This window comes from Glycomyces terrestris, assembly GCF_003933745.1.
Taxonomy (GTDB): Bacteria; Actinomycetota; Actinomycetes; order Mycobacteriales; family Micromonosporaceae; genus Glycomyces; species Glycomyces terrestris.
On record NZ_RSEB01000004.1, the window covers coordinates 677,287 to 693,269 of the forward strand.

At 73.4% G+C, this 15,983-nt stretch carries 15 protein-coding genes; 5 read left to right on the top strand and 10 right to left on the bottom strand.

All coding sequences use genetic code 11. The annotated features are described in order from the left end of the window. Window positions 1-40: 40 nt before the first annotated feature. The 5 genes from EIW28_RS24310 to EIW28_RS17175 all read right to left on the bottom strand — a co-directional run bounded on the left by EIW28_RS24310 (window position 41) and on the right by EIW28_RS17175 (window position 4,329). A complete protein-coding gene (locus tag EIW28_RS24310) occupies window positions 41-205 on the bottom strand; it encodes a hypothetical protein (RefSeq protein WP_158630439.1) in 165 nt (54 codons plus the stop codon). Between the two features lie 117 nt (window positions 206-322). Beyond that, the gene (locus EIW28_RS17165; RefSeq protein ID WP_158630440.1) at window positions 323-961 is read right to left on the bottom strand and encodes a class I SAM-dependent methyltransferase; all 639 of its coding nucleotides are present in this window, start codon (window positions 959-961) and stop codon (window positions 323-325) included. Between the two features lie 2 nt (window positions 962-963). Then, complete coding sequence (locus tag EIW28_RS24315; protein ID WP_158630441.1) at window positions 964-1,152, bottom strand: hypothetical protein; 189 nt, start codon at window positions 1,150-1,152, stop codon at window positions 964-966. Window positions 1,153-1,214: 62 nt separating this feature from the next. Continuing rightward, window positions 1,215-3,167 (bottom strand): hypothetical protein, encoded by a 1,953-nt coding sequence (locus tag EIW28_RS24015; RefSeq protein WP_148102613.1) that lies wholly within the window; start codon window positions 3,165-3,167, stop codon window positions 1,215-1,217. A gap of 223 nt (window positions 3,168-3,390) precedes the next feature. Then, on the bottom strand, window positions 3,391-4,329 hold the full coding sequence (locus EIW28_RS17175) for a sulfite exporter TauE/SafE family protein (RefSeq protein ID WP_125248905.1): 939 nt from the start codon (window positions 4,327-4,329) through the stop codon (window positions 3,391-3,393). Between the two features lie 235 nt (window positions 4,330-4,564). Here EIW28_RS17175 and EIW28_RS17180 point away from each other — a divergent pair, with 235 nt between their 5' ends. Together EIW28_RS17180 and EIW28_RS17185 are read left to right on the top strand one after the other, a co-directional pair. After that, window positions 4,565-5,068: a DUF1269 domain-containing protein gene (locus EIW28_RS17180; RefSeq protein ID WP_125248906.1), complete on the top strand. Its 504-nt coding sequence runs from the start codon at window positions 4,565-4,567 to the stop codon at window positions 5,066-5,068. 98 nt (window positions 5,069-5,166) lie between these two features. After that, window positions 5,167-6,336 (top strand): PP2C family protein-serine/threonine phosphatase, encoded by a 1,170-nt coding sequence (locus EIW28_RS17185; protein WP_125248907.1) that lies wholly within the window; start codon window positions 5,167-5,169, stop codon window positions 6,334-6,336. 97 nt (window positions 6,337-6,433) lie between these two features. Here EIW28_RS17185 and EIW28_RS17190 read toward each other — a convergent pair whose 3' ends face one another. Both EIW28_RS17190 and EIW28_RS17195 read right to left on the bottom strand, forming a co-directional pair. After that, the gene (locus EIW28_RS17190; protein ID WP_125248908.1) at window positions 6,434-7,201 is read right to left on the bottom strand and encodes a copper chaperone PCu(A)C; all 768 of its coding nucleotides are present in this window, start codon (window positions 7,199-7,201) and stop codon (window positions 6,434-6,436) included. 143 nt (window positions 7,202-7,344) lie between these two features. Then, window positions 7,345-8,928, bottom strand: a complete 1,584-nt coding sequence (locus EIW28_RS17195) for a cation:proton antiporter (RefSeq protein WP_125248909.1) — start codon at window positions 8,926-8,928, stop codon at window positions 7,345-7,347. Between the two features lie 97 nt (window positions 8,929-9,025). On the opposite strand from EIW28_RS17195, the gene EIW28_RS17200 reads away from it, so the two are divergent. Continuing rightward, window positions 9,026-11,086 (top strand): MDR family MFS transporter, encoded by a 2,061-nt coding sequence (locus EIW28_RS17200; RefSeq protein ID WP_125248910.1) that lies wholly within the window; start codon window positions 9,026-9,028, stop codon window positions 11,084-11,086. 291 nt (window positions 11,087-11,377) lie between these two features. On the opposite strand, the gene EIW28_RS17205 is transcribed toward EIW28_RS17200, so the two are convergent. Then, window positions 11,378-12,445, bottom strand: coding sequence for an erythromycin esterase family protein (locus EIW28_RS17205; protein ID WP_125248911.1), 1,068 nt, complete (start codon window positions 12,443-12,445; stop codon window positions 11,378-11,380). 80 nt (window positions 12,446-12,525) lie between these two features. Between EIW28_RS17205 and EIW28_RS17210 the strand changes: the two genes are divergently transcribed. Then, entirely contained in the window at window positions 12,526-13,239 is a 714-nt protein-coding gene (locus tag EIW28_RS17210; RefSeq protein WP_125248912.1) for a TioE family transcriptional regulator, read from the top strand. 87 nt (window positions 13,240-13,326) lie between these two features. Then, window positions 13,327-14,013 (top strand): GntR family transcriptional regulator, encoded by a 687-nt coding sequence (locus EIW28_RS17215; protein WP_125248913.1) that lies wholly within the window; start codon window positions 13,327-13,329, stop codon window positions 14,011-14,013. 363 nt (window positions 14,014-14,376) lie between these two features. Here the strand turns inward: EIW28_RS17215 and EIW28_RS17220 are convergent, their stop codons facing one another. Continuing rightward, window positions 14,377-14,670, bottom strand: a complete 294-nt coding sequence (locus tag EIW28_RS17220) for a hypothetical protein (RefSeq protein WP_125248914.1) — start codon at window positions 14,668-14,670, stop codon at window positions 14,377-14,379. 137 nt (window positions 14,671-14,807) lie between these two features. Next, window positions 14,808-15,452 carry an HAD family hydrolase gene (locus EIW28_RS17225; RefSeq protein ID WP_197717335.1) on the bottom strand — a complete coding sequence of 215 codons (645 nt, stop codon included), beginning with the start codon at window positions 15,450-15,452 and terminating at the stop codon, window positions 14,808-14,810. Window positions 15,453-15,983: the final 531 nt, after the last annotated feature.

The following is a 15,983-nucleotide window of genomic DNA, read 5'->3' on the forward strand; positions in this document are numbered from 1 at the left end:
CGGGCGGCCGCCGTCGGAGGCGAGGGGCGGCCGCCCGGGGTCAGGAGGCGAGGGTGTAGCGGGAGCCGCATCGGGATCGCATGCGGCTCCGCGCGTCCGGCGGGTCGATGAAGTCCTCGACGATCACGGTGATCACCGCGACGACCGCGAGCACGACCACGACCGCCGCGATGACCGCCGCGCCGAGCAGGCGCTTGTGCGTCATCGCGTCGCTCCTTTCGGGAGGCTGCCTCCTGTATAGCAGCTCCCGGGCGGGACCGGTCCCGGATTTCCGGGCGGCGCCGACGAGACCCGTTGCGGCGCAACGTGTCCGCGGCTCGCGTCAGGCGGGTTTGCGGGCCTCGCCGGCCAGGTGGGGACTGGCCTTGAGGGGGTAGGGCAGGTACGGGAGCCGGCGGGGTTCGAGGCCCGCGGTGTCGAAGCCGGCGGCGGCCAGGGCCGCGCCGGTGCCGCGGGAGGTGTGGCAGCCGCCCATGACGTGCGACCAGATCACGACGTCGAAGAGGTATTCGAGGGCGCGGAGGTTGCGGTTCTCGGAGCCGACGTGCTCCAGGAGCACGAGCCGCCCGCCGGGTTTGAGGACGCGGTGGATCTCGGCGAGCGCGCGGTCCTGGTCCTCGACCGAGCACAGCACGAGGGTGGAGACGACCGCGTCGAAGGAGTCGTTCTCGAAGGCGAGCCGCTCGGCCTGTCCGTCGAGGACGGTCGCCGCGAGGCCGAGGCCGTCGGCCTGCTCGCGGGCGAGGTCCCGCAGGGCCGCTTCGGGTTCGACCGCGACCAGTTCGGTCACGGCCGGCGGGTAGTGGGGGAAGTTGGCGCCGTGGCCGCTGCCGACCTCGAGCACCCTGCCGCTGAGTCCTGCCAGGAGCCGCGCCCGCTGCTCGCCGAGGCCGCGGTCCTCGATGGACGCGGCGGCCTTGGGGTACCAGCGGGCGAAGAGGCGGTGGCTCCTTCGTGCCATGTTCACTCCTCGTCGTTCTGCGACCGGGCCAGGAGCACGACGGCCACCACGACGGCCAGCAGCAGGATCACGGCCACGAGGAAGGTGTCGACCGCGAACAGGGCGTTCAGGCCCCATGCGAGGAACGGGGCCATGACCACGAGCACCGCCGTCAGGGCGATCCAGCGCGCGTTGCGGCTCATGAAGTCCATCGGTGCTCCTCCCGGGTTCACCCCGAGCCTACGGGAGGGCCGCCCCGGGCGGGGGAGGCGGATCAGTTGGTGCGCGTGTTCGGCAGGTGGTCGCCGAGGTAGCCGATCCAGACCTTGCCGGTGGCGCCGCCGGCGTCGTCGAGGAAGTGCATGCGGGGCGCGGGCGAGCCGACGGGCTGGAGCTTGATGTGGGCCGGCATGTACACGCGCCCTGAGGGATCGACCTCGGTCGGGACCCGGAACAGGCGCGCCCGGTAGAACTTCGGGTTCCCCGAGACGGAGTCGGACTCCTTCATGGACACCGTGGCCGGGGTGAGGTGCGGCTCGCCCGGGAGGGGCCGGGAGCACCAGTCGTAGAAGCCGCCGGTGAAGCGGTCCTCGGCGCGGGCGGCGGCGTAGGCGTCGAGGGCGCGCAGGGCGTCCCACGCCCGGCCGGTCCAGCGGCGGCGCTGGCGCGGGTAGGTGACGTCGAGGCGGGAGACCTCGGTGTCGATCGTGTCGGGCAGTTCGAGGTGGCGCAGCTGCTTGCGGGCGCGCTGGACGACGTCCATGAGGCTCTCGGCGTCGAGGGGGCCGTCGGGGCCGTCGTCCTGGACGCCGTAGACGGGGTCGGCGTGCTCGGCGAGGCGGCCCTCGAGCCAGCGGATGCGGTCCTGGGCCTTGCGTTCGCTCTCCTGGAGTTCGACGTAGTCGAGTTCGAGCCGGTCGTACTCGGCGCGCAGGCGCTCGAGCTCGTCGCCGCGGCCGCGGCGGCCGAGGAGGCCGGTGGACTCGACGGCGCGGGTGAGGGCGTCGAGGTGCGCGGACATCGTCTTGATGAGGGCGGTGGTCTCGGAGTCGCCGCCGCGGGCCATGTCGACGAGCGCTTCGAGGACGGCGTCGTCGAGGTGGTCGGCGAGGCGCTCGGCGATCTGGGCGGCGAGCCGGTCGGAGCCCTCGGCGGCGGGGGCAGGGGGCGCCGGCTCCGGTTGCGGGGCTTCGGGTTCCGGAGCCGCCGCCGGATCGGGCTGGGGCGCCGCGGCGGCCGGGACGGGCTGCGGCGATTCGGCCTCCGGTCGCGGCGCTGCGGGCTCGGGTTCCGGTTCGGGCGGCCTGGACTGGGGCGCGGGCGCGGCGGGTTTCGGGGAGCGGGGGACGGCGATCGCGGCCGGGCTCGGCGGGGCGGCGTGGAGCGCGGCCGGGTCGAGGGCGCCGGCGAGGATGCGGGCGACGCGCTGCTCTGCCTGGCGGATGTCGGCGGGGACCTGGCGGTGCACGGACAGCTCGACGACGCCGGTGACGACGACGTCGAGGGCGCGGGTGCCGTGCTCGCGGATGGCGCTGCCGCCGCGGGGCTGGTGGCGCATCGCGTACGACTCCTCGCCGGGCCGCACCCCGGGCAGGTAGGTGCGCAGGCCGCCGCCGAAGACGCTGAGGTCGGGGCCGAGCCAGGCGTTCAGCTCCTCCTGCGTCTTCGTGTCGTAGAGGCGCACGATCGAGGCGATGCCGGCGAGGGCCTCGGCGAGGTGGTCGGCGCAGGCGGCGGCGGTCGCCGGGTCGGTGCGGTCGACGGTGAGGACGATGAGCGGGACGGCCCGCGAGGGGTGGGCGAGCCGGGCGGTGAGGTCCTTGACCTCCTCGGGGCCGACGAGGTGGACGCCGGCCTCGACCGGGACGGCGCCGTCGCCGGCGCGGCCGGTCGCGAGGTAGTCGGCCACGAAGCCGGGGGCGCGCACCGGCGCCGCGGTCGCGGACAGGTCGCCCTCGACGGTCACGGTGACCCAGCTGCGGTCGGGCCTGCGGCCCTGGGCCCAGGTCGCGGTGGTGCGCAGGCGGCCCCGGCCGGTGGGCTCGTCGAAGGTGTAGCGGCCGCAGACCCCGGTGTCGGCCAACGTGATCCGGGTGCGGCCGCGGGAGCGCTCGAGCAGGGGCGAGCCGTCGTCCTCGACGCCGGCCCACGCCGCGAAGCACCGCCGCAGCCGCGGTCCGAGCCGTTGCCCGCCGTCGCGGAGTACTGCCTGGTAGAACAGCGTCACTGTGCCTCCAGCGGGTCCTTCGGCGGCCACGTTGAAGGGACATGCTACTGGAGATCGGGCCGCGGGTCGTCCACCAAATCCAATAGGGACGGTCGCGGACCGCGGCTGCGTCCGAGGCGGGGCGGCCGGAGGGCGGCGGCCTCGCGCCAGTCGACGTCCGGGCGCGGAACGGGCCCGCGCCTCGGTCGGCGCGGGCCCGTCGCGGATTGACGGCGTACTGGGGTCAGGCGGTCTCGGCGGCCGGCTCGTCCTGCTCGGCGGGGCGGTTCGCCTTGTCGAGGACGGGGCCGCCCACGTCGCGCTCGGCGAGGTGGCGGCGGACCGAGTAGGCGACGGCCGCGATCCACACCAGGGCGATCGCGAGGTAGGCGGCGACCTGGACGGCGCCGGAGGCGCCGAGCCATTCGGAGCGCAGGAGCGTGCGGGCGTTGGTGAGGATGATGAGGCCGCCGACGGCCGAGCCGAGGACGCGCGGCGGCACGTGCCGCACCAGCCAGGCCGCGATCGGGGCGGCGATGAGGCCGCCGAGGAGGAGCACGCCGACCCAGGCGAAGTCGATGTTCTCGCCGCCGAGGCCGATGAGGAAGCCGATCGAGGCGGCGACGGCCACCAGGAACTCGGAGGTGTCGATCGAGCCGATGACCTTGCGCGGCTCGATGCGGCCGCTGGCGAGCAGGGCGGGGGTGCCGACCGGGCCCCAGCCGCCGCCGCCGGTGGCGTCGACGAAGCCGCCGAACAGGCCCAGCGGGGTGAGGAACCGCTTGCGCAGCGGCTTGCCGAGGTTGCGGCCGTCGATGCCGCGCAGCGTGAAGCGGATGAGCAGGTAGAGGCCGAGGGTGAAGAGGATGGCCGACATGATCGGGGCCGCGGACTCGGTGGAGAGCCACGACAGGAACGTCGCGCCGGCGAAGGCGCCGATCGCGCCCGGCACGCCGATCTTCAGGACGACCTTCCAGTCGACGTTCCCGAACCGCCAGTGCGCGGCGCCGGAGGCCAGGGTGGTGCCGATCTCGGCGAGGTGGACGGTCGCGGAGGCGGAGGCCGGGTTCGTGCCGATCGCGAGCAGCAGCGTCGCGGAGGTCGCACCGTAGGCCATGCCCAGGCTGCCGTCGATGAGCTGGGCGGCCAGGCCGACCAGCCCGAGGAGGACGAGCGATTTCACGGGGTTGCCTTCCGAGACGGTGACCGGATATCTCTACTAAATCTATGGGAAATATAGGCAGGATGGGGGTGGACGTCAACCGCCGGTCCCGCTCCGCGGGATCGGGGCGGCGGACGGCGGGCCCGGGGTCCGCCGCGTCCGGGATTTCCCTCCGATCCCGGGACAGGGCGCGCCGCGGGGGCCAGAATCGGCCCGAGAAGCCGCCGCCGGCGGCCCAGCAGGAAGGAAGGCGCCCATGAGCAAACTCATCGCCGTGGCCTACCCGGACGTCCCCACCGCCCAGACCGTCCTCGGCAAGCTCGCCGACATGCAGAAGCGCGAGCTCATCAAGCTCGCCGACGCGGTGGTGGTCGAACGCCGCGACGACGGCAAGGTCAAGCTCCACCAGTCGACGTCCCTGGTCGGCGTCAGCGCCGCGGGCGGGGCGCTGTGGGGCGGCCTCATCGGCCTGCTGTTCTTCGCGCCGCTGCTCGGCATGGCCGTCGGCGCGGCCGCGGGGGCCGCGGGCGGCGCGCTGACCGACGTGGGCGTGGACGACTCGTTCATGAAGGAGCTCGGCGCCGAGCTCACGCCGGGCTCGGCCGCGCTGGTCCTGCTGGTCGTCTCGGCCACGGAGGACAAGGTCGTCGAGGAGCTCGGCGGTCGGTACCAGGGCCGCCTGCTCCAGACCAACCTGTCCTCGGAGGAGGAGCAGCGGCTGCGCGAGTCCATCGACGCGGTGCAGGCGAACGCCACCTGAGCGCACGGGGCGGACGGCGGCGGCGGCTCCCAGCGCCGCCGCCGTTCGTTTTCCCTGTTGGGAACCTTCGCGGCGCGGGTTCTGGCTACGCTCTCGGCATGAAGCGGGGGGCCAAGGCGGCGGACATGCAGGGCTACATCAGGTCCTATGTCATGCCGGAGGGGCCGTGGGACCGGATCGCGTCGGGCCACCCCGCGTCGGCGCTCCTGCTGCGGCTGCTGCCGCTCCTCCTGCTGGCGGCGACGGTGCCGCTCGCGTTCCTCGTCCCGTCGATGGGGCAGTTCGCCGACTACGCGCTGGTGTTCCTGCCGGCGTTCACGGCGCTGGTGAACGGGCCGGTGGCGACCCTGGTCGCGACGCTGGCGACGGTGGCGATCGTCAGCTGCGGCGGCGACGCCCTGGGGCTCCTCCCCTATCCGCAGAGCGCGTGGAGCGACCTGCCGCCGCTCATCGCGGTCGGGGTGCTGTGCACGGTCCTGGCGTGGGTGCGGAACCGGATCGTGATGCGGCTGCTCGACATGACGCTGGTGGCCGAGACGGTGCAGGGGGCGATCCTGCCGGAGCTGCCGCCGGAGGTCGGCGGCGTGAAGGTGGCGGTGGCGTACCGGACGCACGCGGGCAGTCCGGGCCTGGTGGGCGGGGACTTCTACGACGTGCAGGACACCGACGCGGGGATCAGGGCGGTGGTCGGCGACGTGCAGGGGCACGGGCTGAGCACGGTGCACCTGACCGAGGCGCTGCTGGGGACGTTCCGGGAGCGGGCGCTCGACGACCCGGACCTGGCGACGCTGTCGGCGCGCCTGGAGCGGCGGGTGCGGCTGCACAACCGGGGGCGCGACGAGTGGCAGCAGTCGTTCGCGACGGCGGTGCTCCTGGAGATCACGCCGCGGCACGACACGATCCGGGTGGTGCTGTGCGGGCATCCGGCGCCGCTGCTGGTGCGCGGGTCGGCGGAGCCGCTGTCGGCGAGGCCGACGCCGCCGCTGGGGTTGACGGACTTCGGGTTGCAGCGCACGGAGGTCCGCGAGGCGGCGCTCATGCCCGGTGACGTGATCGTGGCGTTCACGGACGGGTTCGTGGAGGGGCGCAACGCGGACGGGCAGACGTTCCCGCTCGTGTCGATGCTGAACGCTCACGTCGCCTCCGGCATCCGCGACCCGGACCGCTTGCACCGCAAGCTGAAGGCGGACTTCCAGGGCGGCGGCTACATGCGCACGGACGACCTGACGGTGCTCATCATGCAGCTCCCGGGCTCGTCGGCGCGGTGAGGTGCGGCCCGCGTCGGCGCAGGTCAGCGCGCCGGACGGCTGGGACGCGAACGGCGGCCCCGCACACGCGGGGCCGCCGGTGGTCGTGCGGCCGTTGCTATTCGGCCGCCGGCTCGTGCGGGGCCTCGAAGTAGGAGCGCTCGCCGGGGGTCTCGGGGGCGCCCATGGGGACCGCGACGGTCACGGTCTCGCCGTTGGAGAACGCGAACTCGAGCTCGACGCTGGAGCCCATCTCGACCGCCTCCTTGAGCCCGTCGAGGAGCAGGAAGGAGCCGGAGGTCGGCGCCAGGCGCAGGTAGTCGCCCGCGGGGATCTCGATGGCGAACACGGACTCGCCGATGATCTCGGCGGTTTCCTCGGGGGACCCGGACTCGCCTTCGGCCGGTTCGGACTCGCCCGGAGTTCCGGAGGCGTCGCCGCCCGGAGTCGCGGAGGCGTCCGCGCTCGGGCTCTCCTGCTCGGGGCCTTCGGAGCCCTCGCCGGCGCCGGGGCTCTCGGATTCCTCGCCCTCAGCGGGGCTCCCGGTCTCCTCGGGCCCGACCACGAGGGCTTCGGCGGCGAACAGGACGGTGTCGGCGTCCGGGCTCGTCACCGCCTCCAGGACCACGGTCTCCTCGCCGTTGTTGCCGATCCAGACCCGGAGCGGGGCCTGCCCGCCCTCGGGGTAGGCGCCGCCGTCGCCGTAGTCGATCTGGAGGTCGCGCAGGGCCACGGTCCCCGCGTCCGCGTCGACCCCGGAGATGGCCGGCACCATCTCACTCGTCTCGGCGTCCTGCCCGGCGCCGCACCCCGTCAGGGCCAGCGCCAGAGCCGCGGCCCCGACCACCCCCGCCGCCGCCCGGCGGCCCGTGTCTCGTCTCTCCACAAGCGCCACCCTAAGCGCGAAACGCCCCCGCACCCGGCCGCGACATACCGGTGTCGCCGCATTGTCGTACCCCTGCGGCAGGGTGGATTCCGGGGGCCCGCAGGTCGGGTAGTACGTGATATGTCACATGGCATGCACCGGGTTCACCCGCGGCGGCGGCCGACGGCGCGGTGGTCGAGGGCGGCGATGACGCGGTCGATGAGGGCCGGGTCGTGCCCCGGCGAGGATCGCATCTGAAGCAGGTGCGCGGTCGAGGCGGCGAGCATCTCGCTCTCGATGCGCTGCATGGCGTCGAACCGCTCGGCCAGGCGCTCGGTCTCGGGGTCCTCGCGGTCCTCGACGATGGAGGCGACCTGGGCGGCGCGGCGGTCGTACCACTGCTCCATGCGGGCGGCGACCTCGTCGTCGACCTCGCCGGCCTCACGGAGCTCGCGCAGGCGGCGGGCGGCGGCCCGCCCGGATTCGAGCATGATGGACCGCAGCGCCTCGGTCTCCTTCGCGGTGTCCGCCCTGACGCCGAGGAGCGCGATGAGCCCGGGCAGGGTGAGGCCCTGCGCGAGGAGCGTCGCGATCACGACGACCACGGCGAGGAACTGGATCTGCTCGCGGCCGGGGAACGGCGAGCCGTCCGCGGTCGTCACCGGGAGCGCGAGCGCGGTGACGATCGTGACGACGCCGCGCATCCCCGCCCAGGCCGTGACGACCGCGAGCCGCGGGTGCTCCCCCAGCTGCTTCCAGCCGATGCCCTTGCGCCCCAGGATGATCGCGAGGCCGAGCCAGAGGGCGCGGACGGCGATCACGGCGCCCGCGACCGCGAGCGCCTTCCACAGCAGGTCCTCGACGCCGTCGCCGACGGCCTGGATGATGTCGACCAGCTCCATGCCGACGAGTGCGAACGTGAGCGCGTTCAGGGCGGTCTCGAGGACCTCCCACACCGAGCCCTGCACGAGCCGGCCCTCGTTGTCCTCGGGGTCGTTCGAGCGGGCGACGAGGTAGAACGCGGCGCAGATGACGGCGAGGACGCCGGAGGCCCTGGCGCCGTCGGCGAGCAGGTAGGCGATGTAGGGGCCGGTGAGGCCGAGGGCGGTGCTGACGCGCGAGTCGTCCACGAGGGAGCCCAGCTTGACGAGGATCCAGCCGACGCCGAGGCCGATCGCGACGGCGGCGACGGCGGAGTACGCGAAGAGGCCGGCCGACCACATCGCCGAGACGGAGCCGGTGACGGTGCCGATGACCGCGACGTTGTAGAGGGTGAGGGCGGTGACGTCGTTGAACAGGCCCTCGCCTTCGAGGATGGTGACGAGGCGGCGGGGCAGGCCGAGCCGGTCGGCGATGGCGCTGACGGCGGCGGCGTCGGGCGGGGCGCAGATCGCGCCGAGGACGACGGCGGCGGTCAGGGGCAAGGCGGGGCTGATGGTCGCGGCGAGGAGGGCGACCGCGGCGGCGGTGACGAAGACGAGGACGACCGCGAGGAAGATGATCGGGCGCCAGTTCGCGGCGAAGTGCCGCCACGAGTACTTGCGGGCGGCGGCCCACAGCAGGGGCGGGAGGAGGACGGGCAGGAGGTGCTCGGGGTCGAGGTCGAGGGCGGGCATGCCGGGGACGAGGCCGAGGGCGAGCCCGTAGAGGCAGACGAGGACGGGCGCGGGGATGCGCATCCACTCGGCGGCGGCGGTCAGCAGCAGTCCGCCCACGGTGAGGGCGAACAGGATCGCCACCAGTTCCATGCGGCCTCCGGTCCGGTCGTGCCTGGTGCGATCTTAGGCTGCGGAGGCGGCGGCGGAACCGCGGATTACGGGATGGTTTGCGGCTATCGTTCCGCCTATGAGCACTGTCGACACTGCCGAGCGCGCGGCCGCGGCGGAGCCCGCGCCGCCGGTCCTGGGCAAGTCCCGCCGGAACCTCGTGTTCGTCACGATCCTGCTGGGCATGCTCATGGCGGCGCTGGACCAGACGATCGTGTCGACGGCGCTGCCGACGATCGTCGCCGACCTCGGCGGCGCGGGCCACATGGCGTGGGTGGTGACGTCCTATCTGCTCGCCGAGGCGATCGCGTCGGCGATCGTGGGCAAGTTCGGCGACATGTTCGGGCGCAAGGCGATCTTCCAGATCAGCGCGGTCGTGTTCGTGGGCGGTTCGGCCCTGGCCGGGTTCAGCGACGACATGGTGTTCCTCATCGTGGCGCGCGCGGTCCAGGGGCTGGGCGCGGGCGGGCTCATGGTCACGGCGATGGCGCTCATCGCGGACGTGATCCCGCTGCGCGAGCGCGGCAAGTACCAGGGCGCGATGGGCGCGGTCTTCGGGGTGACGACGGTGCTCGGGCCGACGCTCGGGGGCCTGTTCACCGACCACCTGTCGTGGCGGTGGTGCTTCTACGTGAACGTGCCGATCGCGGTCGTGATGATCGCGATGGCGGCGGCGACGGTGCCGCGGGTGCGGGCGGCCGTGCGGCCGGTGATCGACTACTGGGGGCTGATCTTCGTCGCGGTCGGCACGTCGCTGCTGATCCTGGCGCTGGAGTGGGGCGGGGACGACTACGCGTGGGACTCGCCGACGATCCTGGGCATGTTCGCCGGGGCGGTGGCGGCGCTGGTGGTGTTCGTGCTGGTCGAGCGGCGGGCCGCGGAGCCGATCCTGCCGATGTGGCTGTTCCGGAACCCGGTGTTCGCGGTGTCGTCGGTGCTGAGCTTCATCGTGGGGTTCGCGATGCTCGGGGCGATGACGTTCCTGCCGACGTACCTCCAGTACGTGGACGGGGTGTCGGCGACGGTGTCGGGGTACCGGACGCTGCCGATGGTCGCGGGCATGCTGACGACCTCGATCCTGTCGGGCTCGGTGGTGAGCCGCACCGGGCGGTACAAGGCGTTCCCGATCGCCGGGACCGGCGTCATGGCGGTCGGCCTCTACCTCATGTCCACGATGGACCGGGCGACGAGCGTGTGGCTGGAGTCGCTGTACATGCTGGTGTTCGGGCTCGGTCTGGGCCTGGCGATGCAGGTGCTCACGATCGCGGTCCAGAACACGGTCCCCTACGCGCAGATGGGCGCGGCGACGTCGGGGGTGACGTTCTTCCGGACGGTCGGCTCCACGTTCGGGACCGCGATCTTCGGGACCCTGTTCACCAACCACTCGACGCCGCTGCTGGCGGCGGCGTACGCCGAGGCGGGCGTGGACCCGGCCGCGGTCGCGAGCCCCGCGGCGCTGCACGCGCTGCCCGAGGCCGTGATCGCCCCGATCGCGGACGCGTACGCGGACTCGATCGACTTCGTGTTCCTCTGGACGGTGCCGGTCGCCGTGGTCGGCTTCCTGGTGGCGTGGTTCCTCCAGGAGCGGCCGCTGCACGACGCGGCGCGCGGGCGCGCGAACGACATGGGCGAGGGCTTCGCGGCCCCGGACCCGTCACCGTCGGAGGAGCGGCTCGCGCGGATGGTCGCCGACCTCATGCGGCGCGAGCGGCGCACCGTCTACACCGAGGTGTACGAGGCGGCGGCGGGCGCGAGCGCGCTCGACCGGGCCGGGACGTGGGCGCTGCGCCAGGTGTACATGCGGCAGGTCGCGGGGGCCGACGCGACGCTCGCGGGGATCGCCGCGGCCCACCGGCTGCCGCCGCAGGTGCTGCAACCGGTGTTCGTGCAGGCGGTCCGGGAGGGGTACCTGACGGTGAACGCGGGGCGCCTGAGCCTGACGCCGCGGGGCCGCGCCGAGTTCGAGCTGTTCGTGTCGGCGTGGAAGCGCTGGCTCGACCGGCATCTGGACGACTGGAGCCTCGCCGACCCGCAGGACCGGGAGGTGTTCAACCGGTCGGTCGCCCATCTGGCGCGCGACATCGCCGCGCAGGAGTCCTTTGAGTCCTCGGACCGGCGCGACGCGGCGGCCTCGGTGTGAGCGTCGTCTTCGGGCGGGACCGGCCATGCCGGTCCCGCCCGCTGTCATATCGGGGCGCGGGCCGTGTCGGGGTCTGCGGCGGAGGGCTGTTCGCGTACCGCGCACCGCGTACTGCGCACCGCGTGCCCGCCGGCCGCGGCGACCATGGCACCGGCACCCGCGGTCACCACTCTCCCCCGAGTCCTCGCCTCCACGGCCGGCTCCACCTCACCGCCTTCCCCCTCGCCCTCCTCGCCGGACTCACCCCCACCGCCCCGCCGGCCGCACCACCGCCTTGAGGCGCTGAGGGCGTCACTCCGGTTGCGGCCGTGCGGGGGTGAGGGTCGGTTCGCCGTCGCCGGCGCGCAGGATCGCGTCGGCGCCGCCGAAGTCGACGTTCGATCCGCCGCCCGCCACGCTGCGATCGTCGCGGGTGTCGGCGCGGGTGTCGTGGCGGTCTTCGGGGGCGGCGAGGGTGCCGGCGACGAAGACGTACTTGGGGCCGAGGAGGACCGCGACGATGGCGCCCGCGCCGGACCAGGCCAGGTTCATGCCCGCCATCTCCATGCGGCTCTCGGTGCGTTGCAGGTGAATGTTGTGCGCGAAGACCGCGGTCGGGCCGCGTTCGGCCTCGGTGGCGCGGATGTCGAGGAGGTTGCGGGCCATGAGGGCGTCGCGCACGCTGGCGAGGCGGCTCCACCGTTCGCTTTCTTCGAGGGGCTGCGCGGCTTGGCGGTGGTAGCGGAGCAGGCCGAGCGCGGTGGTCGCGTGGATGCGGGCCCGGTCCCAGTCGGTGCGGGAGGTCGCCGCGATCAGACGCGGCGCCTCGGCGTCGAGCGCGGCCAGGAGGTCGTCGGCGACGACGCGGAGCCGGTGGGCCGCCGGGGTGTCGCCGGGTGAGGCCGCCGGGTCGACGACCGCTTCAGTGCGGCTCCACCGCTCGTCGTCGCCGCACGGTTCGGTGAGATCGAGGTCGCGGCCGAGGTAGTCGCGGACGTGCTCGAGGTAGGCGCGCGGGCTGGCCGCGGTGAACTCGAGCGGGGCGTCCATGCCGTGGAAGGCGACCCGGTCGCGTGGGGCGCGGCCCTCGTTGTGCTCGCGCAGCCATGCGAGGAGGCGCCGGTTGACGTCGAAGGCGCCGAAGCCGTGCGTGATCCCCTCGGCGGCGGCGGAGTCGAGGGTTCCGGCGCGGCCCTGCACGTAGTCGTCGGCGATGAGCGCGGCCACGCGGTCCGATTCGAACGCGATCGAGCGGACGCCGCCTTCGACCAGGCGGGTGAACAGTTCGAGGCGGGCGTCGGCGAGCGCGGAGTCGCCGTGGGCGTGCTCGCCGAGCCCGATGAGCTCGTGGGAGCCGGTGATGCAGTGTCGGTGTTCCATGGGCGCAAACGTATCGTTGAAAGAACGATTGAGACTTCGATCGGGTGCTAGCTCGGGGCAGCACGGTAGAGTCTCAAACGATGGTGAACTTGCGGCCTTCTGATCTCGCGCGGGAGCACGGCCTGTCGGCGCAGGCGGTGCGCAATTACGAGCGCGACGGGTTCCTGCCGCCGGCCGAGCGCACCGCGAGCGGGTACCGGGTGTACACGGAGGTGCACGCGGCCGCGCTGCGGGCGTACCTCGCGCTGGTGCGCGCGTACGGGCACGCGACGGCGGGCGAGGTCATGCACGCGGTCCGGGACGGGAGCGTGGACGACGTCCTGATGGTGATCGACCGCGGCCACGAGCAGCTGCTGCGGGACCGGGCCACGCTCGACTCGGTGCGGGTCGCGGTGGGGCGGTTGACGGGCGGGGCGGTCCCGGAGCCGTCGCGGTCGACGGCGCCGTTCACCGTGGGCGAGCTCGCGCACCGGCTGCGGGTCACCCCGGCGACGCTGCGGAACTGGGAGGAGGCGGGCGTCCTCGCGCCCGAGCGGGACCGCGCCACCGGGTACCGGCGGTACGGTCCGGCCGACGTGCGGGACGCGGAGCTCGCCCATCTGCTGCGGCGCGGCGGGTATCCGCTGGAGCATGTGGCAGCGGTGGTGCGGCAGGTCCGCACGGCGGGCGGCACCGAGGCGCTCGCGGCGTCGCTCGAGGACTGGGGGCGGCGACTGACACGCCGGGGCCTGGCGATGCTGGAGGCGGCCGCGCAGCTCAGCGGCTACTTGGCGCTCCTCGGTGAATCGGGGTAGGCGGACACGCGCGGTGCGGCGGCCCCGGTGTCGGGGCCGGGCCTCATACTGGGTGGCCGCCATGTCACACAGCACTGAGGAGCTACGATGCCCGCCCGAGTCGCCCGGCCGGACACGCCCATGACCCTGCCCGAACTGGACGGCCGCCGCGCCAGCTACCGGGAGCGCGTCGGCGAGGCCCTGCGGGCCGCGATCATCGCCGGACAGCTGAGCCCCGGGAAGGTGTACTCGGTGCCGGCGCTCGCCGAGCAGTTCGGGGTCTCGGCCACGCCGGTTCGCGAGGCCATGCTCGACCTCGTCAAGGAGGACCTGCTGGCCCCGGTGCCCAACAAGGGGTTCCGGGTCACGGTGGTCTCGGAGGAGCGGCTCGACGAGTACACGCGGCTGCGCGAGCTCATCGAGATCCCCACGGTCGTCGCGCTCGCGGAGTCGGCGGACCCGGTGGAGGTGGAGGCGCTGCGGCCGCTGGCGCAGGCGATCGTCGACGCGGCGGCCGAGGAGGACCTGCTCGCGTACGTCGAGGCCGACATGCGGTTCCACCTGGCCCTGCTGTCACTGTCGGGCAACGGAACACTGGTGGAGACGGTCCGGAACCTGCGGTTGCGCTCGCGCCTCTACGGCTTGACGGCGCTGATGGAGCTGGGCGAGCTGGAGGAGTCGGCGGTGGAGCACCTCGAGATCGTGGAGTGCCTGCTGGCGCGCGACGCGGCGGCGACCCAGCGGGTCATGGAGCTGCACCTGAGCCATGTGCGGGGCAAGTGGGCCCAGCCCTGACGGGGCGGCGGTGGCATGTCACATGCCGCCTATTGAGTCCCGGGTGGAATGTCACGCACAACCGGTTGAAGGGCCGGTGGAATGCCACGCTTTACCAGGCCTGGAACTCGGTGGAATGCCACGCACCCCCCGGGCCGGTAATCCAGTGGAATGCCACGCGGTACCGGAAGGTCACGCGCTACCGGCTGGAACCCAGGTCGAATGTCGCGCGTGAGCACTGCCTTCGACGGCATGTCGCATTCGCTCGTCGGGACCAGGTGGTGCGGTGGTGCGCTATGGCGTCTTGCACTGGAACCCAGTAGTGCGTCACGCATCGCCTGCGGCGGCCGCGGGCTGGACTCGCGGCCGCTGCGAGGTCGCGTGCTAGTGGTCGTCCCAGTGGCCGGCGTGGGCGGCGTGGCGGTGCCCGTCGTGGACGTAGTCGGTGTGGTCGCCGTGGGCGACGGCGAGGTGTCCGCAGTCCTTGCCGTGCTCGTGGCTGTGGCCGTCGTGCACGTGGTGGCCCTCGGGTTCGCATTCATCCACGTGGTCGCCGTGAACGCGGTGCAGGTGCCCGTCGTGGGCGTAGTCCGTGTGGTCGCCGTGCGGCACCGCGGTGTGGCCGCAGTCCTTGCCGTGCTGGTGCGTGTGTGCGGTGTGTTCCTTGTGTGCGGCCATGTCGCCGCCCTCCTCAGTCTTGCGGTGTGCCGAGCCGGCGCCGCGGGCGCGGCTCGATCGTCACCGTAGACCCCTGCGGGTGCCGCTGCGGGGTTTCGGCGAACCGGGCGGGACGGGTTCGCGACAGTCGGGCCGTTTCAGGCGTTCGCGGCGTGGTCGATGGCCTCGACGACCGTGTCGGCGGTGTGGGTGGGCCGGTAGTCCGGCGCGGTCCAGGTGCGGCCGAGGTGGAGCCAGACGCTGGGGACGCCGAGGCGGTGGGCACCGAGGATGTCGGCGTCGTCGCGGTCGCCGATCATCCATGCGTCGGCGAGGGAGCCGCCGACGGCGGCCGCGGCGGCGTGGAAGACCGCCGGTTCGGGCTTGTCGGTGCCGATGGCGCCGCTGACGATGGACGCGTCCACGAGGCGGTCGAGTCCGGCGTTGCGGATCTTGCCGGTCTGACTGGGAACCGGGCCGTTGGTGACGATGACGACGCGATGCCCGGCGGCGCGGGCGCGTTCGATGGCGGCGGCGGTCTCGGGGGCGAGGCGGGCGTTGTCGCGGGAGCAGGCGATGAGGGCCGTGATGAGGTCGTCTTCGGTGAGGCCGAGGTCGAGGCGGTCGAGCATGGCCTTGGCGACGACGGGCCGGGGTGTGTACCCGCGCTGGTCGATCTCCATGATCCAGTCGGCGTGCTCGGCCGGAAGGCCGCGGTCGTCGAGGAGGGCGAGCAGGCCGGTGCGGAAGCCGGCGTCGCGGTCGATGAGGGTGTTGTCGAGGTCGATCATCAGGAGCGTCACGGCTGTGAGGGTAGCCGGGGTCGGGCGCGGCGTCGAGGGTGAGCGGGCGTCGAGGGTTGGCGGGCGTCGCGGATGGCGACGGCGGCGAGTCCGAGGGCGAGGGCGCCGGTCAGGGCGGCGCTGCCGGTGTCGGTGACGTGCGGTGGTCCTGGAGGATAAGAGGTTGGTCCTGGATACGCACTTCGCGGTGCCGGTCTTGCACGATCGGGTCATCCTGAGGCGAGACTGTGACCTGAATGTGATCTATTGAGGACGCCAGCAGGAGCGAAGTAGTCAGTGGGCTTGCCGCTCGCGGTGCCTCGCTTCTCGCTGCTCCCGCTCCCGTCTCCGGGAGGGCTCCGCTGCTGTCTTCGGGTATGCCCCGCTCCGGTCTCCGGGCAGGCCCCCGGATCCGGGCAGGCTCCGCTGCCGTCTCGGTCCGGCTCCCGGCTCCCGGCTCCCGGCTCCCGGCTCCCGGCTCCCGGCTCCCGGCTCCCGGCTCCCGGCTCCCGGCTCCGAAAGATGAAACCATCGAAACCTTGTCGTCGCCCT

What these genes read in the sequence shown, in the direction of transcription:
- EIW28_RS24310 (WP_158630439.1), bottom strand. Translation starts at nt 205, where the DNA reads ATGACGCACAAGCGCCTGCTCGGCGCGGCGGTCATCGCGGCGGTCGTG.
- EIW28_RS17165 (WP_158630440.1), bottom strand. Translation starts at nt 961, where the DNA reads ATGGCACGAAGGAGCCACCGCCTCTTCGCCCGCTGGTACCCCAAGGCC.
- EIW28_RS24315 (WP_158630441.1), bottom strand. Translation starts at nt 1,152, where the DNA reads ATGGACTTCATGAGCCGCAACGCGCGCTGGATCGCCCTGACGGCGGTG.
- EIW28_RS17180 (WP_125248906.1), top strand. Translation starts at nt 4,565, where the DNA reads ATGAGCAAACTCATCGCCGTGGCCTACCCGGACGTCCCCACCGCCCAG.
- EIW28_RS17185 (WP_125248907.1), top strand. Translation starts at nt 5,167, where the DNA reads ATGAAGCGGGGGGCCAAGGCGGCGGACATGCAGGGCTACATCAGGTCC.
- EIW28_RS17195 (WP_125248909.1), bottom strand. Translation starts at nt 8,928, where the DNA reads ATGGAACTGGTGGCGATCCTGTTCGCCCTCACCGTGGGCGGACTGCTG.
- EIW28_RS17200 (WP_125248910.1), top strand. Translation starts at nt 9,026, where the DNA reads ATGAGCACTGTCGACACTGCCGAGCGCGCGGCCGCGGCGGAGCCCGCG.
- EIW28_RS17205 (WP_125248911.1), bottom strand. Translation starts at nt 12,445, where the DNA reads ATGGAACACCGACACTGCATCACCGGCTCCCACGAGCTCATCGGGCTC.
- EIW28_RS17210 (WP_125248912.1), top strand. Translation starts at nt 12,526, where the DNA reads ATGGTGAACTTGCGGCCTTCTGATCTCGCGCGGGAGCACGGCCTGTCG.
- EIW28_RS17215 (WP_125248913.1), top strand. Translation starts at nt 13,327, where the DNA reads ATGCCCGCCCGAGTCGCCCGGCCGGACACGCCCATGACCCTGCCCGAA.
- EIW28_RS17220 (WP_125248914.1), bottom strand. Translation starts at nt 14,670, where the DNA reads ATGGCCGCACACAAGGAACACACCGCACACACGCACCAGCACGGCAAG.